The 26,443-nt window shown below is 72.6% G+C and carries 12 protein-coding genes; 11 read left to right on the top strand and 1 reads right to left on the bottom strand.

Annotation, left to right across the window (positions count from 1 at the left end; all coding sequences use genetic code 11):
* The first annotated feature begins 4 nt into the window (after positions 1–4).
* Genes ABZS66_RS11915 through ABZS66_RS11945 form a run of 7 tightly spaced genes read left to right on the top strand, consistent with a single transcriptional unit; the run spans position 5 to position 7,825 of the window.
* Positions 5–1,342, top strand: coding sequence for a diaminobutyrate--2-oxoglutarate transaminase (locus ABZS66_RS11915; RefSeq protein ID WP_354757136.1), 1,338 nt, complete (start codon positions 5–7; stop codon positions 1,340–1,342).
* Between the two features lie 13 nt (positions 1,343–1,355).
* The gene (locus ABZS66_RS11920; RefSeq protein WP_354757101.1) at positions 1,356–2,411 is read left to right on the top strand and encodes a cupin-like domain-containing protein; all 1,056 of its coding nucleotides are present in this window, start codon (positions 1,356–1,358) and stop codon (positions 2,409–2,411) included.
* Between the two features lie 54 nt (positions 2,412–2,465).
* Complete coding sequence (locus ABZS66_RS11925) at positions 2,466–3,713, top strand: MFS transporter (RefSeq protein ID WP_354757102.1); 1,248 nt, start codon at positions 2,466–2,468, stop codon at positions 3,711–3,713.
* A complete protein-coding gene (locus tag ABZS66_RS11930; RefSeq protein WP_354757137.1) occupies positions 3,713–3,904 on the top strand; it encodes an MbtH family NRPS accessory protein in 192 nt (63 codons plus the stop codon). The genes ABZS66_RS11925 and ABZS66_RS11930 overlap by 1 nt, the downstream gene beginning before the upstream one ends.
* Before the next feature lie 10 nt (positions 3,905–3,914).
* Positions 3,915–4,640, top strand: coding sequence for an alpha/beta fold hydrolase (locus tag ABZS66_RS11935; protein ID WP_354757103.1), 726 nt, complete (start codon positions 3,915–3,917; stop codon positions 4,638–4,640).
* Positions 4,641–4,664: 24 nt separating this feature from the next.
* A complete protein-coding gene (locus tag ABZS66_RS11940; RefSeq protein WP_354757138.1) occupies positions 4,665–5,471 on the top strand; it encodes an alpha/beta hydrolase in 807 nt (268 codons plus the stop codon).
* A 53-nt stretch (positions 5,472–5,524) separates the two neighbouring features.
* Positions 5,525–7,825, top strand: a complete 2,301-nt coding sequence (locus ABZS66_RS11945) for a M28 family peptidase (protein WP_354757104.1) — start codon at positions 5,525–5,527, stop codon at positions 7,823–7,825.
* On the opposite strand, the gene ABZS66_RS11950 is transcribed toward ABZS66_RS11945, so the two are convergent.
* On the bottom strand, positions 7,804–9,264 hold the full coding sequence (locus ABZS66_RS11950) for a cytochrome P450 (RefSeq protein ID WP_354757105.1): 1,461 nt from the start codon (positions 9,262–9,264) through the stop codon (positions 7,804–7,806). The genes ABZS66_RS11945 and ABZS66_RS11950 overlap by 22 nt on opposite strands.
* 322 nt (positions 9,265–9,586) lie before the next feature.
* Here ABZS66_RS11950 and ABZS66_RS11955 point away from each other — a divergent pair, with 322 nt between their 5' ends.
* Genes ABZS66_RS11955 through ABZS66_RS11970 form a run of 4 tightly spaced genes read left to right on the top strand, consistent with a single transcriptional unit; the run spans position 9,587 to position 26,440 of the window.
* Positions 9,587–22,966, top strand: coding sequence for an amino acid adenylation domain-containing protein (locus ABZS66_RS11955; protein WP_354757106.1), 13,380 nt, complete (start codon positions 9,587–9,589; stop codon positions 22,964–22,966).
* Positions 22,963–24,339 (top strand): hypothetical protein, encoded by a 1,377-nt coding sequence (locus tag ABZS66_RS11960; protein ID WP_354757107.1) that lies wholly within the window; start codon positions 22,963–22,965, stop codon positions 24,337–24,339. The genes ABZS66_RS11955 and ABZS66_RS11960 overlap by 4 nt, the downstream gene beginning before the upstream one ends.
* A gap of 5 nt (positions 24,340–24,344) precedes the next feature.
* Entirely contained in the window at positions 24,345–25,295 is a 951-nt protein-coding gene (locus ABZS66_RS11965) for an SDR family oxidoreductase (RefSeq protein ID WP_354757108.1), read from the top strand.
* Positions 25,292–26,440 (top strand): FAD-dependent monooxygenase, encoded by a 1,149-nt coding sequence (locus ABZS66_RS11970; RefSeq protein ID WP_354757109.1) that lies wholly within the window; start codon positions 25,292–25,294, stop codon positions 26,438–26,440. Before ABZS66_RS11965 ends, ABZS66_RS11970 begins: the two co-directional genes overlap by 4 nt.
* The last annotated feature ends 3 nt before the right edge of the window (positions 26,441–26,443 follow it).

The following is a 26,443-nucleotide window of genomic DNA, read 5'->3' on the forward strand; positions in this document are numbered from 1 at the left end:
CAAAATGGAAGTCGACGTGACCGCTCTGGGCGCCGCGGTCGACGACCCGACCGCAGTGTTCCAGGCCCGCGAGTCCGTGGCGCGGTCCTACTGCCGGGTGTTCCCGGCCGTGCTGTCCTCGGCGCTGGGCAGCACCGTGGTCGCCGAGGACGGCACCGAGTACCTGGACTTCTTCTGTGGTGCCGGTGTGCTCAACTACGGCCACAACCACGAGCACATCAAGCGGCGGGTGATCGACTACCTCGAGGGCAGCGGCCTGGTGCACGCGCTGGACTGCTACACGCCGGCCAAGCGCGAGTTCCTGGACCGCTTCGCCGGGGAGATCCTGGAGCCGCGCGGGCTGCCGCACCGGGTGCAGTTCTGCGGCAGCACCGGCACCGACGCGGTCGAGGCCGCGCTGAAGCTGGCCCGCAAGCACACGGGTCGGGCCAAGGTCGTCGCGTTCTCCGGCTCCTACCACGGCGTCAGCCGCGGCAGCCTCGCCGCCACCTCGGACCTGAAGCTGCGCAAGGCGGCCGGGGTCGCTCTCGACGAGGTGACGTTCCTGCCGTTCCCGGTCGGTCCGAAGGGCGCGTTCGCGACGGTGGACCTGCTGGAGCGGATGCTCACCGACGACCTGTCCGGGCTGGAGCCGCCCGCTGCGGTGATCCTCGAGGCGGTGCAGATGGAAGGTGGTGTCTACCGCTTCCCCGACGTCGAGCTGCGTCGGCTGCGCGAGCTGTGCGACATCCACGGCATCGTGCTGATCATCGACGAGATCCAGGCCGGCTGCGGCCGGACCGGCACGTTCTTCTCCTTCGAGACGGCCGGGATCGTCCCCGACCTCATCACGGTGTCCAAGTCGATCAGCGGGCTGGGCCTGCCCATGTCGGTGCTGCTCATCCGGGAGGGCATGGACTCGTGGGACGTCGGGGACCATCCCGGCACGTTCCGCGGGAACCAGTTGGCGTTCGTCGCTGCCTGTGCCGCACTCGACCTCTGGCAGCGGCCGGACTTCGTGGCGAAGGCCCGGCAGGGTGCCGAACTGCTGCGGCGGTTCTGGCAGGACAACACGCCGCCCGGGGTGGAAATCCGCTGCGAAGGGCACGCCATCGGTATCGACCTGCGTGCCGTGGGCGGGCGGAGCGCGGCCGACGCGGTGGTCTCGCGGTGCTTCGAGCACGGGCTGATCGTCGAGTCGACGGGGCGTGACAAAGCGGTGGTCAAAGTGTTTCCCGCGCTCACCATGAGCCCCGAGGTCCTGATCCTCGGCTGCGAGATCATCCACGACGCGCTCCGGTCCGTCCTGCCCCACGCGTCGCCCTACGGGGTGTCGAACATCCGCATCACTCGGAATGTCTAGAACAGGAGGAACGATGACCATCGGCGACCCGGAACAGACCGACGACACCGCATCCGCCGGCACCTTCTTCGACGGAGTCACCATCAAGCTCGACGCGATCGATCGGGTGCACAACCCGTCGCCGGAGGAGTTCACCCGCAAGTACGTGTACAAGCGCAAGCCGGCGATCATCACCGGCCTGATGGACTCGTGGCCGGCGATGGAGCGGTGGAGCCTGGACTACTTCCGCAAGCATTTCGGTGACATGGACATCCACGCCAACATCCAGCGGTTGGACGACCAGCTGATCCTCGGGCACGTCGGCAAGTTCAAGTCGATGAAGTTCACCGACCTGCTCGATCTCATCGAGCACAGCACCGAGGAGAACCGGGCGCACTACCTGCGCGCCTACCCGGTGCACCGCATGATCGAGCACTACCCCGAGCTGGCCGACGACTACGACCTGCCCGACCTCGTGCCGAACTGGGCCGACATCCGCTACCCGGCGCAGTGGAAGGGCAAGACCCGCAACCCGGCGAAGATGGTCGGGCTGTGGCTGGCCAAGACCTTCCTCAACCGGGGCAGCAACAAGCCGGCGGAGCGCAGCGCCGTGTCGTCGCGGGTCGCCGCGGTGATGTTCGTCGGCAGCAAGGGCACCGTCACCCCGTTCCACAGCGACGGCATGCAGACCGCGGCGTACCTCAACCAGGTCGTCGGCCGCAAGCGGTGCTACTTCGTCTCCCCGGACCAGTACGAATGCCTGTACCCACGGGCCTTCCGCCGCCAGTTCGGCATGGCCCAGGTGGACTACCGCTTCCCCGACCTGGCCCGGCGGCCGAAGTTCCGCGACGTCGTGGTCGAGGAGACGATCCTGTACCCGGGCGAGACACTCTACGTCCCGAGCGGCTACTGGCACGCGATCGAGGCGATGGACGCGTCGATCTCGTACAGCCACCAGATCGTCAACGAGGACAACGCACTCGGCTGGCTGACGTGCATCCCTGAGCGCTACCTCGCGCAGGTCTACTTCAAGTCCCAGGGCGGTCTGCGCAACGTCACCGGTGCGAAGGACTGGGACGACTGGGCGTAGATGGGCATCCCAGCGAGCACGAGCCCGACGGGTACCGAGACCGCTGCCGCGCCGGTGAGCACGAGCACGAGTCTGCTGCGGGACCGCGACTTCGTCCTGTTCGCAGGTGGGCAGGGCGTGTCGGCGCTCGGTGACGCACTGAGCAAGACCGCCCTGCCCCTGCTCGTGCTCGCCATCACCGGCTCCGGGCTGCACATGGGCATCATCGCGATGCTGAACGCCTTGCCGCTGCTGGTCCTCGGCGTGCCCGCCGGCGCGTGGGCCGATCGCATGGACCGGCGTCGGATGATGCTGTGGTCGGACGTCGGGCGCGCCCTGCTGGTGGCGCTGGTGCCCTTGGCGGTGGTGCTCGACATCCCGCTGCTGCCGGTGCTCTACGCGATCGCCGTGCCGATCGGTGTGCTGTACGCCGTGTTCGAGGCGGCGTGCCTGTCCTGCGTGCCGGCCCTGGTCGGACGGGAACGGCTCGGCGAGGCCAACTCCCTGCTGTCGATCGGCAACGCGCTGGGCTTCGTGATCGGGCCGAGCCTCGCCGGCGTCCTCATGGCGACGGTCCGCGGCGGCCTGACGCTCGCCGTCGACGCGCTCACGTTCGCGGTCTCCGCGCTCACCCTGATGTTCATCCGCAGGCCGCTGCAGGAAGCGGCCCAGCGGCCCACCGGCCCCATGGGTGACCAGATCCGGGAGGGCCTGGTGTTCATCCGTGGGCACCGGCTACTGCGCTCCACGGTGCTGTACTGGTCGGCGATCACCTTCCTCACCTCACCGATCATCATCTGCGCCACCTTCTTCCTGCGCGTCGACCTCGGCTGGTCGCCGCGCATCCTCGGACTCATCATCGCCACCTACGCCGGTGGCGCGATCGTCGGCGCGCTGGTCGCCAGCCGCCTCAGGCAGGCGGCCGGGCTCATGATGTTCGGCGGCACGGTCGTGGGGGGAGTGGCGCTGCTCGTGCTGAGCGTCGCCTCGTGGCTGCCGCTGACCCTGGGCGTGGCGGTGCTCGCCGGCATGGGCGAGGCCGTGGCCGGCATCTTCTACACCACGCTGCGCGCGCAGCTGACCCCCGACGAACTGCTCGGCCGGGTGACGACCACCGTGCAGGTCGCGACCTTCGGGCTGCGGCCGCTGTCGGTGTTCGTGGCCGGCGTCGCCCTCGAGCTCACCTCCGGCGCCGCCACCCTCGCCACGATCGGTGTGGCGTGCCTCCTCGTCAGTGCGCTCTTCGCCTGGCGCAACAACCTGTTCCAGCCCCGCACAGCGGCGGTACCGACCCCAACCGAACGAGCGAGCAAGGCAGGATGATGACAGACAACAGCGCGGAAGTCCGCTACATCGTGGTCGTCAACGACGAGGAGCAGTACTCGGTCTGGCCGGCCGACCGTGAGCCGCCGCTCGGCTGGCACCGCGAGGGAACGGAGGGCACCCGCGAGGTGTGCCTCGACCGTATCGAACACGTGTGGACCGACATGCGGCCCCGCAGTGTTCGGGTCTGACCGCACCGCGATGACCTGGCTGCGACGACTCGGTTCCGGGACCGGGTCCAGCCGGCTGGTGTGCCTGCCCTACGCCGGCGGCGGCGGGTCGATCTTCCTGCCCTGGAACAGTTGGCTGCCACCGGACGTGGAGCTGTGGGTGGCCGACCTGCCCGGGCGGGAGCACCGGATGATCGAGGAGCCGGTGCGGGAGATCGCGGTGGTCGTCGACGTGCTGGCCGAGCAGCTGTGCCGCGACGCCATGCCGACCATCGTGTTCGGGCACAGTCTCGGCGCGCTCCTCGCGTTCGAACTGGCCCGGCGGCTGCAGGAGCTGGACCGTCCGGTCGACCGCCTGGCCGTCTCCGGGATGGCCGCGCCGCAGACGCTCACGCCCCATCCGTCGCCGACCGACGAGGAGATCCTGTCCGACCTGCAGCGGCTCGGGGTCGCGCCACGGGAGTTCTTCTCCGACCCGGACCTGATCGAGCTCGTCATGCCGGGGCTGCGCGCCGACTACCGGATGGCGCTGGGCTACCGGTACCACGACGGTCCGAAACTCACGTCGAAGGTGTTGGCGATGGGTGGGGACGCGGATCCGGACGTGCTCGGCGGGAGACTCGAGGCCTGGGCCGAGCAGACCACGGCGGAGTGCGAGATCCGTCTCTGGGAGGGTGGTCACATGTTCCTGCTGGGCGTCCCCGAAGAACTCTCCTGTTTCGTCGTGGACTCCCACTCGCAGTCGATGAAAGGTTGATGGTTGAACATGGACTCACGCGCGATCACGATTCCGGGCGGGACCCTGTTCACCACCAGCAGCGGCACGTTCGCACAGCCCGCCGCGCTGATGGTGCACTCCGGCATCGCCAATTCGCAGATGTGGTTCCCGTTGATGGACGCCCTGGGCGACGCATACTTCAGCGTCGCCTACGACTGTCGATGCTTCGGCCGCTCCACGACCACGCTCGACGGCACCTTCTCCGACATCGACGACCTCGCCAGCGCGCTGGACGCCTACGACCTCGACACGGCGGTCCTGGTCGGTGAGTCGCGCGGCGCGCGGCTGGTGCTGGACTTCGTGCTGACGCACCCGGAGCGGGTGCGCGGCATCTTCCTGCTCGCCCCCGACATCGGTGGATTCGACCGGCCGGTCGCCGACCACGAGCGCCCGCTCATGGACGCGATCGGCGCGGCCGAGGACGCGTGGGTGGTCGAGGACATCATCGCCGGTGAGCTCCGGCTGCTGGTCGACGGTGCGGGTCGGGAGGAGGCGGAGGGCCGCGCCGCGGTGCGCGCCAGCGTCGCGGAGATGTCGCGGGTCAACTACGCCCAGCAGAAGGACACCCCCGACTTCACCTCGGTCGAGCCGCCGGCCGCCGGACGGCTCGCGGAGATCACGTGCCCCGTCCGGGTGCTCGTCGGTGACGCCGACACGGTCGGCACGCAGGCGATGGCCGAGGCGATCGAGCGCACCTGCCCGGACGCCTCGCTGGTGCGGGTGCCGGACACCGCGCACGCGCTCACCCTGGAGCGCCCCGACGTGGTCGAGCGCGAACTGCGCCACTGGCTGCGCGACTTCCGACAGTGACCCGGCAGACCCGGCAGACCCGGCAGACCCCGGCAGATCAGGTAGAGGATGCTGTGACCTCATTGCGTTCCAGGCTTCCAGACCGCCCGCCGGCCCGCGAGGGGGACCGCCCCGCGCGGACCCTGCGGGTCGGGTCGTTCGAGACGACCTGGGCAGCCGTGCTCCTGCTCCTCGTGGGCTCCTTCCTGCTCACCCAGTGGGCGACGAGGCCGGCGCCCGACCGTGAGGCCGGACGCCGGGCGCTCACGACCGCCGACCGGCTACAGGACCTCGGTGTCCGCGTCGTGGGCAACGCGGCGCTGGCCCGCGGCCTGGACCTCGTCGCCGGTGAGCTGGCGGGCGTGCCGGGGCTCCAGATCGAGCGCCAGCACGCCTCGGGGACCTACCGCTTCCACACCCGTGACGTCGACTACACCGTCGACAACGTGATCGCCCGGCAGGTCGGCGACACCCCAGAGGCGCTGCTGGTGAACGTGCACGTCGACTCCGCCTTCGAAGGGCCCGGCGCCGCCGACGACGGCGTCGCGGTGGGTGCGCTGATCGAGGCCGCGCGGCAACTCGCGGGCCGTGAGCACCACCGCACGATCATCTACCTGTTCAACGGCGGCGAGGAGGTCGGGCTCACCGGCGCCGACGCGTTCACCCGCCATCCGTGGGCCAAGGACGTGCGCTGGTTCCTGAACCTCGAGGCGGTCGGCTCCGCGGGACTGCCCATCCTGTTCCAGGCCGGCGACAACGGCGGCAGGCTCGTCGACGTGGCCGGGGACACCCCGCGGCCCTACGGGTCGATCCTCGGCCAGTGGCTGTTCGGCGCAGGCCTCATCAACTCCGACACCGACAGCCGGGTGTGGCGCGGACACGGGTGGTCGGGCCTGGACTACGCGGTGTTCGAGGACGGGTACGCCTACCACACGCCGCTGGACCGGGTGGAGCGGATCGGGCCGGGAACCGCGCAGGCGTTCGTGGATCTGACCACCGGTGTCGCCGGTGACGTGGCCGACGCGACCGGAGACGGCACCACGGCGCGCACGCCCCACTACGTCGACGTGCAGTCGCGGTGGTGGCTGACCTTCGACCCGACGGTCACGAAGGTCTGGACCCTGGCGCTGCTGCTGGCGTTGGCCGCCCTGGTGTGGCGGGCCGGGCGGACCTGGGGGACCGGGACCCGCCGGGTCGTCGCATCCGCGGGCGCGGCCCTGATCGGCATCGTGACCGCCGTGCTGGCCGGTGTCGTGGTCGGTGTGGTGGCCTGGGCGGTGGGCGGCTCCTTCGCCTGGTACGCCCATCCCTGGCTGGTGTACGTCATGTTCCTGCCGCTCACCGTGCTCGGCGCGCTGGCACCGCAGCTGCTCCTGCACCGCCGTTGGGCCCGCCGCGAACCGGACCGGCAGGACGCGCCCCTCACCGCGCTGCTGGGCAACACGACGGCGGTCGTCGTGCTCGGTGCGGTGACCGCGTGGCTCGAGATCGGCCCGGGCTACCTGTACTGGGTCGGGGGCGTCCTGTTGACCGTGGCCGTCGGCGTCGCGCTGCTGCTGCCGCGGCGGTGGCGGCCGGTGCCCGTGGTGCTGAGTGCGTCGCTGCTCTGCCTGTTCATCGCCGAGTTCGGCCGCGGCCTGCTGTCCCTGGGGATTCCGATGATGGGCCGGCTGCCGGTCGCGATCCCGATGGATCCGGTCGTCGCCGTCGCCGTCGCGTTCATCGCCGTGCCGATCGCGTTCGTGTTCGCGCCGTTCGTGTTGTACGCCGGGCGGCTGCGGCGGTACACCGTGGCGACCGCGGTGCTCACCGTGTGCGGGCTCGTCGTCGCCGGCTTCGTCTCGCCCTACAGCGCCGAGCGGCCCAAGCTGGTCTCGGTCATCCACCAGCAGACCGACGGCGGGCCGGCGCGGATCGAGCTGGAGGGCCGGGACTTCCAGACGCCGCAGCGGCTGGGCCTGCTGGACCGGGTCGCGAAACGGACCGGGCTGCGGATCGATGACGACGGCCTGGCCGCGCCCGACGTGACCGTCCCGGCGGGCGCCGTGGACTTCACCGCGGGGACCGCGACCGGGCCACTCGTTGTCAAGATCGGGCCCGGCGATGCCAGCCTGATCCGGATCACCGTCACCGGCGCCGTGTCCGGCGTCAACGGCCGCCCGTTCGAGGGCGGTGAGGCCGTCGTCGACGTCGTCGGGCGAGTCGACGGCTACACCGCCACGATCCAGCGCACCGGCCCGGTGCGCGTCGAGGTCGACCAGGTGTTCCTGACCGCCGGTGACATCGGCGGGAAGGTGTTGAGCGCCCTGCCGGACTGGACGGTCGGCCACGGCAGGACGATCGTGCAGCGGACCTACACCGAGCCCGGGTCATGAGCCCCTTCTCGGCGCGGGCGCAGGACGATCGGCAGACCGTCGGCCGGCGCGGGAAGCGAGGTGAAGCGCCACGGCGCCTCGTAGCCGGCGGGGAACGTCCACTCGAACCGGCGCAGCAGGTTGTCCAGGGTCGCCTTGACCTTCATCATGCCGAACTGCATGCCGATGCACTTGTGCGCGCCCGCCCCGAACGGCGCCCAGGCGAGCCGGTGGACCCGGTCCTCGGCCCGCTGCGGGCTGAACCGCTCGGGGTCGAAACGGGCCGGCTGCGGCCACAGCTCGGGCAGGAGCTGGTTCACCCCCGTGCAGACCGACACGAGGTGGCCCGCGGGGACGAAGTGGCCGAGGATGTCGGTGTCCTTCACGGTCACCCGCATGGCGATCGGGGACGGCGAGACGAGCCGGATGCTCTCCTTGATGACCAGGTCGAGCACGTGGAGGCGGTCAAGGGCGTCCATGTCCAGCGGCGCGCCGGCCAGCGACTCGGCCCGCGCCCGCTGCTGCCACTCGGGGTGCTTGCCCAGGAAGTAGAGCGTCGCGACCGTGGCGGACGTGGTGGTGTCGTGGGCCGCGAGCAGCGTGAAGAGCATGTGATCGACGAGCTGACGGTCGGTGAACCGGGCGCCGTCCTGACCCTCGACGCCGCACAACACGGACAGGAAGTCGCCGCCCGCGCGAGCCCGTGCCGCCGGCAGTGCCTCGGTGAGGTACGCGGCGAGCCGTCCGCGCGCCCGGTGTGCCCGTCGCCAGGCGGTGCCGGGAAGCGACCGGCGGATCAAAGCGGTCTCGCCACGGATGCACGCCTCGACCGCGTCCATGACCCACCGACCGTCCTCGTCGTACGGCACTGCTAGGAACGCCCTCGTGGTGATCTGCCCGGACAGCTTGCGGATCGCCGGGACCGCCTTGAACGGTTGCCCGACAGGCCATCGCGCCATTGCCGCGTCGGCGTCCTCGACCATCCGCCGGACGTAGCCGCTGAGCGCCTCGTCGCTGTACGCAGCCTGCATGAGCCGGCGGTCGGTGAGGTGCGCCGGTGCGTTCATCGCGAGCAGGCCGCCGTCGAACCAGGGGCCGATGACGTCGGGCCATCCGCTGGCGAATGCTTTGTCCTTGTTGAGCAGCACGTCCTGCACGGCGTCGGGTCCGGCGGCGGCGACAATCCGGCGCCCGAAGGCCTGCCACCACGACACCGGCCCGTGCCGGCGCAGCAGCTGGATCTGGAAGGCCGGTCCGTAGAGCACGGTGTGGATGCCCAGGCCGATGAAGGGCAGCCCACGGTCGCCCGGGACGGGCCTGAGGCCGCTACCCGCCGGCGGGGCCGCGAGCGGGCCGGGCCGCAGGGGCGTGCGGTTGAGCATTGCATTGATTCCGCTCGAAGTGTCGACCTCGACGAGCCGTGCGTTCTGGGCAATGACCTGTTCCCCGTGCGCTGTCATGCGGGCCACCCTCCAGGCATGCATCATCCATTGTGGACATACGGGAATGTTCTACGCTGCAACGTTTCCAACGTGTGAACGGCGCATCGTGCGAGCGGTGAAACCACGACCCTCGGCGATGTTCGCATCGATATCTGCGTCTACAGCTCATCGATCTACCGTGATACGGTACCTGATGTTGGCCCGACCGGAAGAGCATGCGGCCAACCATTGGACGTCGATCCAGGCCGATCAGAACGGGCCGCCGGCGTCAAAGACAGCACGGCAACGAGAACTCACGGGGGGCCGTAGAGTGTCAGCCGAAGCCAGCTTCAGTGTGCCCGTGGATCCGATCGCCATCGTCGGCGTCGGCTGCCGGTACCCGCAGAATCTCTCAACACCGAACGACCTTTGGGACTTCGTCTCGCAGGGTCGCATCGCCGCCATGCCGCGGTTCCCCACCGATCGCGGCTGGGACCTCGCGGCGCTCACCAACCCCGACCTGACGGCGGGTGGCTCGACCTACGTGCGCGGCGGGTCGTTCGTCACCGCCGCCGGCGACTTCGACGCCGCGTTCTTCGGCATCGGCCCGCGTGAGGCGCTGGCCATGGACCCTCAGCAGCGGCTGCTGCTGGAGGCCTCCTGGGAGGCCCTCGAACGCGCCGGCATCGACCCCACGTCGCTGGCCGGCACACCCGCCGGGGTCTACTTCGGCGTCGTGGCCCAGGAGTACGGGCCCAGGGTGTTCGCCGGCGACCCGGAGCACGCCGGCCACCTCACGACCGGCACCACCCCCAGCGTCGCCTCCGGCCGCGTCGCCTACGCGCTCGGACTGGAGGGCCCGGCCGTCACCGTCGACACCGCCTGCTCCTCGTCGCTCACCGCGGTCCACCTCGCGGTCCGCGCGCTGCGCGCGGGGGAGTGCTCCATCGCCATCACCGGCGGCGCCAATGTGGTCTGCGCGCCCAGCATCTTCGTCGGGTTCGCACGGCTCGGCGCCCTGGCCCCGGACGGGCGCAGCAAACCGTTCTCCGCCGACGCCGACGGGTTCGGCGTCTCCGAGGGCGCGGGCGTGCTCATCCTCGAGCGGCTGTCCGACGCCCGCAGGCAGGGCCACACCGTGCTGGCGATCCTGCGCGGCAGCGCGATCGGGCAGGACGGCGCCTCCGACGGCCTGGCCGCGCCCAGCGAGGCCGGCCAGCGGCGGGTCATCCTCGACGCGCTCGCCGACGCCGGCCTGTCGCCGCTGGACGTCGACGTGGTCGAGGCACACGGCACCGGGACGAAGGTCGGCGACCCCATCGAGGCCCGGGCACTGCTCAGCACCTACGGCGCGGTCCGGTCCGACGGTGGCCCGCCGCTGCTCATCGGGTCGATCAAGTCGAACATCGGCCACCCCCAGGCGGCCGCCGGGATCGCCGGCGTCATCAAGATGGTCGAGGCGATCCGCCACGCCGAGGTGCCCGGCGTAGCGCTGCTGTCAACCGTGACCGACCGCGTCGACTGGTCCGCGGGCACCGTCCGGGTCGTCGCCGAGACCACCCCCTGGCCGGACGTCCCGGACGTCCCGGGCGAACCCGCCCGGCCGCGTCGCGGTGCCGTGTCATCGTTCGGCATCAGCGGCACCAACGCCCACGTCATCGTCGAGCAGGCCCCGCCGGAGCACCCCGGGGACCTCGATCCACCGGATGCCGGTGGTGCCCCGGTGGTGCCGCTCGTCCTGTCGGCGAAGACCCCGGCGGGGCTGCGGGAGCAGGCCGCCCGGCTGCGAACCCATCTGCTCGAACGGCCCGGCCTCCGCCTCGTCGACGTCGCACACACCCTCGCCGCCGGCCGGGCCCAGTTCGAGCACCGCGCCGTCCTCGTCGCGGCCGAGCACACCGAGGCGTCGGAGCGGCTCGCCGCGCTCGCCGAGGACCGCGCGGACGACACCGTCGTCACCGCGAGGGCCGTCGTCGACGGCGGTGTCGTGTTCGTCTTCCCCGGCCAGGGTTCACAGTGGACGGACATGGCGGTCGGCCTGCTCGACGACAGCCCCATCTTCGCCGCCGGCATCGAGGCCTGCGACCGGGCCTTCGGCGAGTTCGTCGACTGGTCCCTGACCGACGTCCTGCGCAGCCGCCCCGGCGCACCCGGCCTCGACCGGGTCGACGTCGTGCAGCCCGCCCTCTTCGCCGTCATGGTCTCCCTCGCGCGCTGCTGGCAGGCGCTCGGGATCCGGCCCGACGCGGTCATCGGCCACTCGCAGGGCGAGATCGCCGCGGCGTACGTCGCGGGCGCGCTCAGCCTGCGCGACGCCGCGAAGGTCGTCACGCTGCGCAGCAAGGCGATCGCGGCCATCGCGGGCACCGGGGGCATGGCCTCGGTGCCGCTCGGGCCTGACGAGGTCGCGGCCGGACTCGCACCCTGGGCGGGCCGGCTCGACATCGCCGCGGTCAACGGGCCCCGCTCGACCGTCGTGTCCGGCGACGTTGCGGCGATCGAGGAGCTCGTGGCGCACTACGAGGGCACCGACGTGCAGGCCCGCCGGATCCCGGTCGACTACGCCTCGCACTCAGCGCATGTCGAGGCGATCGAGGCGACGCTGCGCCGGGTGATCGGCGACATCGAACCTGGGCCGTGCGACGTCACGTTCATCTCCGCGGTCACCGCGTCCCCGGTGGAGGGGACCGAGCTGGACGCCGGGTACTGGTACCGCAACCTGCGCCACACGGTGCGCTTCCAGGACGCGGTGCGCGCCGCGCATGACCGGGGGCACCGCTTCTTCGTCGAGGCCAGCCCGCACCCGGTGCTGACCGTCGGCACCGAGGAGTCGCTGCCCGAGGACCCGAACGACCCGGTCCTCGTCGTCGGCAGCCTGCGCCGCGAGGAGGGCGGGCTGCGGCGGTTGCTCGCCTCCGTCGCGCAGGTCCACGCCGCGGGCCGGGCGATCGACGTGACCGCGCACCTCGCCGGGTCCGCGCCGGCCCTCGTCGAGCTGCCCACCTACGCCTTCCAGCGCAAGCGGTTCTGGATGTCCCTGGGCGACGACACTACGACCCGGACCTCCGGGCGCACCGATGCGCACCCGCTGCTGGATGCCGTGCACGACCACCCCGAGACCGACGGGCTGCAGCTCACCGGCCGACTGTCGACGGCCGCCCAGCCCTGGCTGGCCGACCATGCCGTCGACGGTGTCGTGCTGCTTCCCGGAGCCGCGATGGCGGAGCTGGCGATGTTCGCCGGGCAGCAGGTCGGCTGCCAGGTCGTCGCCGATCTGGTGCTGCAGCAGCCGCTGGTGTTACCCGAGCAGGGCGCGGTGCTGGTCCAGGTGATCGTCTCGCGGGAGTCCGACGCCGGCTGCACCGTGCGGATCTATTCGCGCCGCGAGACCTCCGAGGCGCCCGGGGCCCGTCCGGTGTGGACCCGGCACGCCGAGGCGACCCTGGTCGACGAACCGGCCGGGCACACCGGCGCCGAGACCGTGCCGGCCGCCTGGCCGCCGCAGGGCGCCGAACCCCTCGACGTGTCCGACAGCTACGAGCGCCTCGCCGCCCTCGGCTACCAGTACGGGCCCGTGTTCCGCGGGCTCCGCGCGGTGTGGGGGTACGGCGGTGACGTCTACGCGGAGGTCGCGCTGCCCGACGGGGTCGGCGCCGGCGGCTTCGGACTGCACCCGGCACTGCTGGATGCGGCGCTGCACGCCCTGCAGTACGTCGGCCCCGACCGCGCGGCGACGCCGGGCGAGGTACGGCTGCCCTTCGAGTGGTCCGGGGTCCGGCTGCACGCGGTCGGCGCCACCGTCCTGCGCGTGCGGATCGCGGCCGACGGCCCGGACACCTACCGCCTGACGCTCGTGGACGCGGACGGCCAGCCGGTGTGCACGGTCGAGTCGCTGACCCTGCGGCCGATCAGCCGCGATCGTCTCGCCGCCGCAGGCACCGCCACCCTCGACATGCTGTTCACAGTGGACTGGACGCCGGTCCCCGTCTCCGCCGCGCCGATCGGGGCTGCGCCGGTGGACTGGTCCGCCGTCGCCGGGCCGGGCACCAGCGGCACCGCGGTGCTGCGCTGCGTCACCCCGGCCGACGTCACCGACCTGCCACGGCAGGCGCGGGAAGCGCTCGGCGGCGTCCTCGACATCACCCAGCAGTGGCTCAACGAGCCCAGGTTCGACGGCGGCGTCCTGGTCGTGCTCACCCGGCGCGCCGTGTCGACCCATCCGGGCGAGGACGTCGAGGACCTCGTGCACGCCCCGGTGTGGGGGCTGCTGCGCACCGCGCAGACCGAGCATCCGGGCCGCATCCTGCTGGTCGACGTCGACGACTGGACCGACTGGCACGACCTGACTGCCGGCGCAGCCGACCTGCTCGCCGGCGTCCTGGCCGGTGTCGAACCACAGGTGGCGGTGCGCCAGGGCGTGGTCCGTGCACCGCGGGTCGTGCACGCCGCCGGGTCGGTCACCGCCGGTCTCGACCGGCTCGCCGACCCGGTGTGGCAGCTGCGGACCCTCGGCGAGGGCACCCTCGACGCGGGCAACATGGCGTTCGAGGCGTGGCCCGACGCCGAGCGTCCGCTGGCCGCCGGTGAGGTCAGGATCGCGGTCCGCGCCTTCGGACTCAACTTCCGCGACGTCATGATCAGCTACGGGCTCTATCCGGACGCCTCCGTCGACCTCGGCAACGAGGGCGCGGGCGTGGTCCTCGAGGTCGCCGACGACGTGCGGACCCTGCATCCCGGTGACCGGGTGATGGGCACCTTCTTCGGCATCGGTCCGGTCATGGTGTGCCACCACGGGTTCCTGGCCCGCTTCCCGGCCGACTGGACCTTCGAGCAGGCCGCGTCGACACCCGCCGTGTTCCTGACCGCCCACATCGCGCTGCAGCGCCTCGCCGGGCTGCGGGCCGGTCAGCGGCTGCTGGTGCACGCCGCGACCGGCGGCGTCGGGATGGCCGCCGTCCAGCTCGCCCGGCGGGCCGGCGCCGAGGTGTTCGCCACCGCCGGCCCGCCCAAGTGGGCCACCCTGCGCGGCATGGGCATCCCCGAGGACCACGTGGCGAGCTCCCGCACCTGCGACTTCAAGGACCGGTTCCTCGACGTCACGGCCGGCGCCGGCGTCGACGTCGTGCTCGACTCCCTCGCCGGCGAGTTCGTCGACGCGTCGCTGGACCTGCTGCCGCGCGGCGGCCAATTCATCGAGCTGGGCAAGACCGACATCCGGGATTCGGCAACGGTCGCGCAGACCCACCCCGGGGTGCACTACCGGCACTTCGACCTCACCCTGGTGGGACCCGAGGAGACGCAGGAGGCGCTGCTGGAGCTCGGCGAGCTGTTCGAGCGCGGCGAGCTGCGGCCGCTGCCGGTCGAGGTCCGCGACGTTCGGCAGATGCCGGAGGCGCTGCAGTTCCTCGGTCAGGCCCGGCACACCGGCAAGCTCGCGATCACCCTGCCGCGACCGCTGGAGCGGACCGGCACGGTGCTCGTCACCGGCGGCACCGGGGTCCTCGGCGCGCTGGTCGCCCGGCACCTGGTGACCGCGCACGGTGCCATGAACCTGCTGCTGCTCAGCCGCGGCGGCCCGGACACGGCCGGCGCGCGCGAGCTGGCCGAGTCACTGTCGGCCCTCGGCGCCGAGGTGCGGATCGTCGCCTGCGACGCTGCGGACCGGGCCGCCCTGGACGCGGTGCTGTCGCGACTGCCCGCGGCGCACCCGCTGACCGCGGTCGTGCACACCGCCGGTGTCCTGGACGACGCCGTCCTCACCACGATGTCGGCGGACCAGCTGGACCGGGTGCTGCGCCCGAAGCTCGACGCGGCCTGGCACCTGCACGAGGCGACCCGCCATCTGCCGCTGTCGGCGTTCGTGGTGTTCTCCTCGGCCGCCGGGATCCTCGGCAACGCCGGGCAGGGCAACTACGCCGCGGCCAATACGTTCCTCGACGCCCTCGCCGAGCACCGCCGCCAGCTCGGGCTGCCCGCGACCTCCCTCGCGTGGGGGTTGTGGGCGCAGGACAGCGGGATGACCCGCCACCTCGACGACCGCGACCATGCCCGGCTGCTGCGGACCGGCTTCTCGGCGATGTCCACCGAGGAGGGCCTGCGGCTGTTCGACGCAGCCCTCGACAGCGGCCGGCCGCTGCTCATGCCGGCCCGGCTGGACCCGTCCGCCGCCCGTGCCGGCGACGCGGGTGAGTGGCCCACGATCCTGCGCGGCTTCGCCCGGCCCGGTCTACGCGTCGCCAGCAGCGGCCGGCAGGCCGCCGAGGTGCCGTCCGAAGGGCTGGCCGGCCTGCCGGCGGCCCAGCGGCGCGCTGCGGTCCTCGCGATCGTCCGCGGGGTCGCCGCCACCGTGCTCGGACACGACACCGGGGAGGCGGTGGACCCGGACGCCAACTTCCGCGACGTCGGGTTCGACTCCCTCGGCGCCGTGGACTTCCGCAACCGGCTGCGCAAGGCCACCGGCCTGCCGATCGCGACGTCGGCGGTCTTCGAGTACAAGACGCCGAAGGCGCTGTCGGAGCACCTGCTCGCCCTGCTCGGCCCAGCCGGCGCCGACGACGGCGGGGAGGCGCCCGTCGTGGCTGCCGTCCCCGGGCCTGCCGTCCCCCGGCCGGTCCGCGAGCCGGGGATGGTGCGGTCGCTCAACCGGTATCAGCGCGACATCGTCGCCGTCACCCTCACCTATCCCGACCTGCCCCTGGCCCAGCCCAGCGGCTACATCCGGCTGCGGGGCGAGGTCGACGTGGAGCGGCTGCGGCAGGCCGTGCGTCGCACCGCCCAGCGGCACGACGCGATGCGGCTGCGCCTGGAGACCGACGGCGAGCAGTGGCGGCAGCGTGTGCTGCCGGACTACCCGGACGTCGAGGTCGTGTCGTTCCTCGCCGAGGACGAGCCGGGCGAAGCGTGCCGGCAGTGGATCAGCCGGACCACCGGCACCGTCATGGCGCTCGACGGGCCACTCACGCAGACGACGATCCTCATCGACGACCCCGACTCGCTGATCATGTACTGCCGGTTCCACCACGCCGTCGCCGACGCGTGGGGCATCAACCTGGCCATCGACGAGATCCAGGCCGCGTACCGCTCCGGCGGCACCGATCCCGCGCCCGCCCCGGCACCCAGTTGCCTGGACATCGTCGACGCCGACGAGGCCTACCGCGCTTCGCCTCGGTGGCAGGCCGACCGGGACGCCCTCGTGGCCACGGTCGGTGAGCTGACGCCGGCGCTGTTCGCCCGCACCGCGACCGTTCGCGACCACCGCCGGCAGCAGCGCTCGGTACACGTCCCCGCGGCCGTCGTCGACCGGGTCCGGGCCACCGGGCGGTCGGTCTTCTCAGTCACCGCGGCTGCGCTCGCCGCCTGCCTGCGCCGGCTGCACCGCGACGGAGACATCGTGCTGGGCATCCCGCTGTTGAACCGGACGACGCCGGCGGAGCTGGCGACGATGTCCGACGTCACGAACATCCTGCCGCTGCACGTCCCCGTCGACGAGACCGGCACGCTGCTCGACGCCGCCGACCGGATCCGCGCCGGCGTCTGGGACCTCACCGAGCGGCAGCGTTTCGCGCTGGGCGACCTCCGCGCCGCGCTGCGCGAGGAGGGTCACCGGGTCCACGACCTGTTCGACGTCACGTACTCCTACATCACCGTCGGGCACAGCGGCGAGTCGACGGTGCTCGCCTCCGGCTACTCCCTCGACGCGGTCAACATCGTCGTGCGTGAGCACGAGGACGACGGGTCACTGGACGTCGAGGTCTTCTACGCCGAGGACGTCTTCGACGCCGACTTCGGCATCGACACGGCGATCGGCCACGTCGCCGCCCTGCTGGACGAGGGACTGCGACAGCCCGAGACGCCGCTGGGCTCGCTGTCGATGCTCAGCCCGCAGGAGACGGCCCGCATCCACCGGTTCGAGCGCCCGGACGGCACCGGCGCGGCGGCCGCCGATACGACGGTGACGCTCGACCGGCTGCTGGCCGCGCAGGTCGGGCGCACCCCGAACCTCCCGGCGGTCCATGGCAGCGACGCCGACGGGCAGCCGTTCACCGTGACCTACACGGAGTTCCTCCGGCGGGTGGAGACCGTCGCGGGCCGACTGCGCGCCGCCGGCCTGCGCCCCGAGGAGTGCGTACCGGTCCTGCTGCCACGGTCCTTGGAGTTCCTCGTCGCCGTCCACGCCGTGCACGCCGCCGGTGGCGCCTACGTGCCGGTCGACCCGCAGCATCCGCGGGCCCGGATCCGCACGGTGCTCACCGACTGCGGGGCCCGGCTGGCGATCGGTGGCATGCCGGCGCCCGACGACGACCTCTTCGCCGAACTGGGTGTCCGGTCGGTGCCGGTGCACCCGGCCGGCGACGGCGAACCCGCCGCGGCGACGGCCGGCACCCGCCCCACCGACCTGGCGTACGTCATCTACACGTCGGGCTCCACCGGCGTCCCGAAGGGCGTGATGATCGAGCACCACTCGGTCGTCAACCGCCTCGCCTGGATGCAGCGGCGCTACCCGCTGCGCCACGACGACGTGGTCCTGCACAAGACGCCCGCCACGTTCGACGTCTCGGTGTGGGAACTCATGTGGTGGGCGCACGTCGGTGCGCAGGTCGCGGTGGCGCCGGTCGGGGCCGAGCGCGACCCCCGTGAGATCGGCGCCGCGATCCAACGCCACGGCGTCACCGTCATGCACTTCGTGCCCTCGATGCTCGGCCCGTTCCTCGACCACGTCGAGCACGACGCCGGGGCGGCCACCCAGGTCCGCTCCCTGCGCCGGGTCTTCTGCAGCGGCGAGGCGCTGACCCCGGCGCTGGCTGACCGGTTCCGCTCGGTGCTCGCCGCGGCGGGGAACCCCCATGTGCAGCTGGTCAACCTGTACGGGCCGACCGAGGCGACCGTCGACGTGTCCTACTACGACATCCCGTCGTCGGGCCCGATCGGGCGGGTCCCCATCGGCCGGCCCATCGACAACATCGCCCTCAGCGTCCTCGACAGTGCCGGCCGGCGCTGCCCGATCGGGGTGCCCGGCGAGCTCAACATCGCCGGCGTCGGCGTCGGCCGCGGCTACCTCGGGCAGCCCGCCCTCACCGGCGAGGTGTTCGTCGCTGACGCATCGATCCCCGAACGGCGCCGCTACCGCACCGGCGACCTCGCCCGCTGGCTCGCCGACGGCACCCTGGAGTACCTCGGCCGCCTCGACGACCAGGTGAAGGTTCGCGGCAACCGGGTCACGCTCGGCGAGATCGAGAACGCGCTGTCGCTGTGCCCTGGCGTCGGCGCGGCCGTGGTCGTCGACGAGCAGGCCGACACGGGGACGCGTCTCATCGCCTACCTCGTCACGGACGAGGACCCGGTGGAGCGGGCGGCGTTCGTGGCGTCCGTTGCCGGCTTCCTCGCCGACCGGCTCCCGCCGTACATGATCCCGTCGGAGTTCGTCCGGCTGGAGCGGTTGCCGCTGACCCGCAGCGGGAAGGTCGACCGCAGGGCGCTGCCCGGACCTGAGCACCGGGACCAGGGGGCGGACCGGCCGGCCGACCCGGTCGAGGAGGAGTTGGCCGAGCTCTGGCGGACGGTGCTCGGCTCGGACACCTTCGGCGTCCACGACGACTTCTTCACCGTCGGCGGCGACTCGATCCTGGTGCTGCGGTTGCGCGCCGAGGCCGAGAAGCGGGGCCTGCCCTTCGACGTCGGGCGCTTCTACACCCGCCCGACCATCGCGGGCCTCGCCGCGCAGCTCGCCGACGGTCTTCCATCCACTATGGACACGGCGGTGTCGGCGCCGTTCGAGCTCGTGCCACGGATCGACCTGGCGGGCCTCGGCGACGTCGAGGACGCGTTCCCGGCCTCACAGCTGCAGCTCGGCATGATCTACCACAGCCTGCAGCGGGCCGGCTCGACGCTGTACAAGGACGTCTTCCGGTACCGGCTGCGCATGCCCTGGTACGAGGAGGAGTTCCGCGCCGCCTTCCAGCGGCTGGTCCGCCGGCAGCCGGCATTGCGCACCAACTTCGACCTGACCCGGTCGGTTCCGCTGCAGCTGGTCCACCGCGAGGTCCCCGGCACCATCGAGGTGACCGACGCCGCCGCCGACGACGTCGAGGCGTATGTCGAGGCGATGCACCGCGCCGAGTACCCACTGGCCGAGCCGGTCGCCCTGCACCGCACCCGGGTCTTCGTCCGGCCGGACGGCATCGACCTCGTGTTCAGCTTCCACCACGCGATCCTCGACGGGTGGAGCGTCGCCGGCCTCGTGAGCGAGCTGCTGGGCGACTACCTCGGCCACGGCGGCGCCGAGCCGCCCGCGGTCTCCACGCTGCTGCTCGCCGAGCATGCCCGGGCCGAGCGCGCCGCGTTGCGGGAGCCCTCCGCACGCCGGTTCTGGGCGCGGGCGGTGGAGGGCAGCCGCCCGACCACCATCGCGTCGCTGCGGGCGCACGTCGCGTCCGGCACCGACGACGGGGTGCGGACCCTGGCCCTGCCCGCCTGGCTGGACCACAGCGTCAAGCGGTTCGCCCGGGAGCGGGGCCTGCCGATGAAATCCGTGCTGCTGACCGCGCACTGCCTGGCGCTGCGTGCCATGTCCGGCTCGGACGACGTCATCACCGGCTGCGTGACGCACGCACGGCCGGAGCGCGCCGGCGCCGAGACGTGCGCCGGACTGTTCCTCAACACCGTCCCGGTGCGCCTCGACGGGGCGGAGCGCAGCTGGATCCAGGCGATCGAGCAGATCGTGCGCTGGGAGCGCGACGCCTTCCCGCACCGGCGCTTCCCGGTCAGCGCGATCGGTGCCGACCGGTCCGCGCCGGTCTTCGAGACCGCGTTCAACTTCGTCAACTACCACACCCTCGGCGCGACACTGGCCGGCGACGGGGTCGAGCTCACCGACGTCGCGGTGCGGGAGGAGACGAACTTCGCGGTGCTGACCACCGCGCTGGTCGATCCCCGCGACGGCGGCATCACGTTGCGGCTCAGCACCGGCGGCGGCACGCTCACCGGCGAGCAGTGCGCGGAGTTCGGCCGGATCCTGATCGAGGTCCTCGGCGAGATGGTCCGGGACCCTGACGGTGAGATCGACCTGTGGGCGGTGCACGACCAGGACGTCACCGGCCGGGTCGCGCACGTCGCGTCGCTGTTCCCCGCGCGCACCGCCGTCGTCGACACCGCCGGAACATGGGACTACCGCAGGCTGTCGGGCACCGCGGACACCGTGGCGCAGGAGCTGCTGCGGCGGGGGATGCCGGCCGGGGCCCGGGTGGCGATCCGGATGCGCCGGTCGGCGGAGCTCGTCGCGGTGGTGCTGGGGGCGATGCGGGCCGGCGCGGCCGTCGTGCCGCTGGACCCGACCTACCCGGCCGCGCGGGTCCGGTCGATGATCGCGACCGCCGCACCGTTCCTGACCGTCGCGGAGCCGGACGCTGACCTGAAGCTGGACCCGGGTGCGGGGCTGGTCGAGCCGGCCGCGCTGCTCACCGCTGCGGGCACCGCCGATCCGGTGCCGTTGCCCCGGATCCGGCCGCACGACGTCGCCTACGTGCTGTTCACGTCCGGGTCGACGGGCGAGCCCAAGGGTGTCGCGATGCCGCACCGGGCGTTGACGAACCTCATCGGCTGGCAGAACGTGCGGGCCACCGGTGGCGCGGGTGTCACCACCCTGCAGTTCGCGCCGCTCAGCTTCGACGTCTCCTTCCAGGAGATCTTCTCCGCGCTCTGTGGGGCCGGCACCCTGCGCATGATCGACGAGGATGTCCACCGTGACGTGACCGCCCTGCTGCGCACGATCGACGCCGCCGGCGTGCAGCGGCTGTACCTGCCGTACGTCGCGCTGCAGGCCCTCGCCGAGGTCGCGGCGGCCACCGGCACCTACCCGCCGTCGCTGCGCACGATCATGTCCTCCGGTGAGCAGCTGCGGGTCACCCCGGAGATCCGGGCCCTGTGCGCGGCGAACCCGGGCCTGGTGCTGGAGAACCAGTACGGCCCGACCGAGACGCACGTCGTGCTGGCGCACCGGCTGCCGGACACCGTCGAGGACCACCCGCCGCTGCCGCCGGTCGGCACGGCGATCACCCGGACCAGCGTCCTGGTCCTCGACGAGCTGCTGCGGCCGGTGCCGCCGGGAGTCCAGGGCGAGATCTACGTGGAAGGTCCGTGTGTCGCGCAGGGCTACGAGCGGCGGCCGGGGCTCACCTCCCAGCGGTTCGTCGCCGGGCCGGCCGGCCGTGTCCGGTACCGCACCGGCGACCTGGGCATCGTGCTGGACTCAGGCGAGATCGTGTGCCTCGGCCGGGCCGACGGCCAGGTCAAGGTCCGCGGCTTCCGGGTCGAGTGCGCCGAGGTCGAGGTGGCGCTGCTGGCGCTCGCCGCGCAGCACCCGGGAATCGAGCAGGTCGCGGTCGTCCCGCGCGAGCTCGGCGGGTCCGACGCGGTGCTGGAGGCGTTCCTGATCGGCGACCCCGCCCAGGCCGACGCCGGTGCCCTGCGCACCGCGCTGCGCGAGGTGCTGCCGCCGTACATGGTGCCGTCGCACTATCACTGGGTCCCGTCCCTGCCGCTCACGCCGAGCGGCAAGCGTGACGACGCCGCGCTGCGGACGGTCGCGTCCCGCGGGCAGGACACCCCGACGACCGGCGGCGACGAGCTGGAGGAGACGGTCGCCGGCCTGCTGGCTGAGCTCGCCGGTGTGGAGCGCCTCACCGTCGCCGCCGACTTCTTCGACGCCGGCGGCACGTCGATCGGCGCCACCCGGGCCGCGATGACCATCGCCCGGCGGTGGGGCGTCGACCTGCCCCTGCACACGTTCCTGGACGCGCCGACGGCACGGGACCTGGCCCGGTTGATCCGGTCCGGCGACCCGCACCGCGGGTTCGACCCGGTGGTGCCGCTGCGGTCCGGGGGCGGCCCGCCGCTGTTCCTGATCCACCCGATCGGCGGCAACGTGCTGTGCTACCGCGAGCTGGTCCGGCACCTGCCCGGTGACCGGGCGGTCTACGGGCTGCAGGCGGCCGGTGCCGAGCCCGGCACCACGCCGCTGACGTCGATGGCGGCGCTGGCCGGGTCCTACATCGACGCGATCCGGCGGGTGCACCCTGAGGGCCCGTTCCACCTCGCGGGCTGGTCCTTCGGCGGCTACGTCGCGGTCGAGATCGCCCGGCGGCTCGAGGAGGCGGAGCTGTCCTCAGTGACGCTGCTGGACTCCGTCGCCCTCGCCGACGGGCCGCGACCCGTCATCGAGGACGAGCAGCTGGTCGAGCTGTTCTTCCGCGAACTGCTCTACACCTCCGGCGAGACGGCCGCCGCGGAGGAGCTGCGGTTGACCGGCGGGGACCTCGGCACGCTGTTCGAGGAGGCGTTCCGCCGGGCCGTCGCGTTGGGCATCCTGCCGGAGCACGGCTCACCGCAGCTGCTGCGTCGCCTGTACGAGGTGTTCCGCGCCAACTACCGGGCCGCGCTGGACCACCGCGTCGAACCGGTGCGCAGGCGGTTGCTGCTGCTACGGGCGGCCGAGGAGCTGCCGGCGGGTCTCGCATCCGTGCACCGGACCTTCGGCGGCATGTTCGACAGCGCCAGCAACGGCTGGCAGCGCACCGCCGAGCAGCCGGTCGAGACGGTCGAGGTGACCGGCAACCACCTGTCCATGATGGAGTCCCCGCACGTCACCGTGGTGGCCGCGCGGCTCGGCGAGGCCATGGCGGTCGTCGACGCGGGCGGGCCGACCGGCGTCGGGCCGGTCACCGGGCTGGGCGTGGTGGCCGGATGAGCACCGAGGTCCGCAGGCCGTTGAGCCCGATGGAGCGCTGGTACTGGATCTGTGACCAGATCTCGCCGCTCAATGTCATCGCCCGGGTGCGCGTCGCCGGTGCAATCCCGCCGGAGGACCTGGCGCGGGCCGCCGGGTGGCTGGTGCGGGAGCACCCGCTGCTGCGGGTCGCCGTCGCCGACGAGCCGGACGGCACCGCCCCGCGGTTCGTTGCCGCGCCGCAGACCGACCTCGGCATCCGCACGGTGCGGCCCGAGAGCCCCGATCCGGCCCGTTGGGAGCGTGAGGTCGACGAGGTCGAGCTGGCCACGTCGCTCGACTGGCGGAACGGGCCGCTGGCACGGATCGTCGACGTCGCGCACCCGGACGGGACACACGACCTGATCCTCACGGTGTCCCACGTCATCGCCGACGGGACCACCGCCCTGCGACTGCTGCAGCGGCTGGTGGAGCTGGCCGCCGATCCGCCGCCGGCGCCACCGCCGTCGCGGGAGGCGCTGCCGTCGCCGGAGGCGCTGCTGCCACGCCGGGTCAATGGCCTGCCGCGCCCCGTACACATGGCGCTGGCGGTGCTCGCCGACGGGGTCCTGATGGGCGTGGCGCGGCCCCGGCGGCTGGCACCGCTCACGCCGGTGCCGCCCGACCGGCGCCAGACCCGGCTGGTGTCGCGCACGCTTGACCCGCACCGGCTGCGGGAGCTGGTCGCCAGGTGCCGGCAGGAGGGCGTGACGGTCCACAGTGCCCTGACTGCGGCGATCGCGTTCGCGGTGGCCGGGGTGGCGATCGGGCGGGCCGGCACCGTGTGCGTCGGCGCCCCGGTCGACTTCCGGGCCGAGCTGGTACCGCCGGTCGGCCCCCACGACGCCGGTGCCTACGTCGCCACGGTGCCGTCCTACGTGCGGGTGGCACCGACCGGTCCGCAGGACGCCGCAGCCCTATGGACCGCCGCCCGGGGCGTGTCCCGGGACCTGCGCCGACGCCGGCGGTTCCGCCAGCACCTCGCACTGGTCTCGATGCTGCGCCGGATGTCGCCGCCGTCGGTGTTGCGCAGCGCGTCGGCGGTGCGCATGATCGACCGGATCGGGCCCGGCAACGTCTGCCTGTCCAACCTCGGGCGCTTCGACTTCCCCGACCGGATCGGGGCATGGGACCTGACCGGCGCGCAGTTCGTCGCCGGCATCTCCATCAGCGGTTCCCTGGTCGCGTCGGTGAACACCAGCCACGCGGCGCTGCACTGCAACTTCACCTACATCGACGGCGTGGTGACCCGTGAGCGCGCCGGGCGGATCGCCGACGAGGCGGTGCGCACCCTGCTGTCGAGTCTCGACACCGGGGCCTCCGGGGTGTCCGTCGGCACTGGAATGAGAGGTTGATCGCGGTGAGCAACCAGAGGGCGGTCCTCGTCACCGGCACGTCGTCGGGACTGGGTGAGGCGACCGCGTTGAGCCTGGCCCGCGCGGGATTCGTCGTGTACGCGGGAGTGCGGTCCCAGCAGAGCGCGGCCCATATCGCGGCGGGCCACCCGGCGATCCGCCCGGTGATCCTCGACGTGACGGTGCAGGAGTCCATTGTGGACGCCGTCCGGCGGGTGCGGGAGGAGACCGGCGGGGCCGGCCTGCACGGGCTGGTCAACAACGCCGGGATCTGCGTGCCGGCGCCGCTGGAGTGCGTGCCGCTGGACGAGCTGCGGGCAGAGCTGGAGGTGAACCTCATCGGCACGATCGCCGTCACGCAGCAGTTCCTGCCGCTGCTGCGGATGCGGCCCGCGGTGGCACCGGCGCCGGGCCCGGTCGGGCGGATCGTCAACATCAGCTCCGGCATCGGCCGGGTCGCTGCACCGTTCCTCGGCGCGTACGCCGCCTCCCAGTTCGCCAAGGAGGGTGTGTCCGACGCGCTGCGCCGGGAGCTGGCACCACTGTCGGTCAGCGTCTCGGTGGTCGAGCCGGGCGCGATCATGACACCGATCTGGTCGAAGGTCGCCAGCACCGCGAGCCGCATCGTGGAGGCCGCCCCCGAGGAGGTCGCCGCGCAGTACCGCAGCCGGTTCGACGGGTTCATCGCCCTCAACGACAAGCGTGCCCGGGCCAGCAAAACCAGTCCGGACGCGGTCGCGCGGGTCATCGGCCACGCGATGACAGCCAAACGGCCGCGGACCCGCTACCGGGTCGGCCCCGACTCCTGGGGGGCGGCGATGGCGGCGCGACTGCTGCCGGACCGCGCCCTGGACGCGGTCATCCGCGGCCAGTTCCCGGCCGGGAAGCCCGCCGCACCGCCGCACCGCGACACCGACGACGTGCCCGGCGCGCAGCGGCAGGGGACGGCACGATGAAGGTCCTCGTCGTGGGGGCCGGGGTGGGCGGCCTGACCACCGCGATCGCGCTGCGGCAGCGGGGCTTCGACGTCGAGGTCTTCGACGCCGCACCGGCGATGCGGGTCACCGGCGGCGGCCTCGGCATCGCCAGCAACGCCACGAAGGTGCTCACCGCTCTCGGCATCGACCTGACGAAGGCCGGCATCGGGCGGGTCTGCGAACGCTTCGACCTGTGCACCGCGAGCGGCAAGCCGCTCCGCGCGCTGCCGCTCAAGTCGATCGCCGACGAGCTCGGCTCACCGGTCGTCAACGTGCGCCGTTGTGACCTCGTGACGCTGCTGCGCGAGTCGCTGGCCGGCACGCCGATCCATGACGGTGTGCAGGTCGTGCGGTACACGCGCACCGGCACCGGCGTGACGATCACCTGTGCCGACGGGCGGACCGAGAGTGGTGACGTGCTCGTCGGAGCCGACGGCATCCGTTCGGTGGTGCGCGCACAGGCGGCCGGCCCCGAGCCGGTCAACGAGCACGGCTACGTCTGCTGGATCGCGACGGTGCCGTTCACACACCCCAGGTTGGTGCCCGGCGGTGCGGTGCACTACTGGGGCAACGGCCAGCGCTTCGGCCTCATCGACATCGGTGACGGCGACGCGTACTGGTGGGGCACCAAGAACGCCGGCCCCGGCGACACCCGGCTGTGGACGGGGGTGAAGGAGGAGATCCTGCGCTGCCTCGACGGCTGGGCGCCCGAGGTGCGCGAGGTCGTCGCGGCCACCCCCGCGGCGGACATCGTCAGCGTGCCGGCCCAGGACCGGACCTTCCTGGAGTCGTGGGGCGACGGCCCGGTGACCCTGGTCGGCGACGCCGCCCACCCGATGCTGACAAGTCTCAGCCAGGGCGCCGGGTCCGCGATCGAGGACGGCTACACCCTGGCTCACCATCTCGCCGCCGGGGGCGTCCCGGTGGCGGCCCTGCGCCGCTACGAAGCGGCGCGCCGAGACCGGGCCCGGTGGCTCGTCACGGCGTCCCGGCGGCTCAGCCGCATGGAGCAGATCGAGAACCCGGTCGCGGCGCGCCTGCGCAACCTGGCCCTGCGGCACCTGCCGATGTCGCTCGTACGGCGGCAGAACATCGCACCGATGCGGTTCGAACTGCCGGTTTGAGCG

Origin of the sequence: Dactylosporangium sp. NPDC005572 (assembly GCF_040605515.1) — a bacterium.
GTDB lineage: Bacteria > Actinomycetota > Actinomycetes > Mycobacteriales > Micromonosporaceae > Dactylosporangium.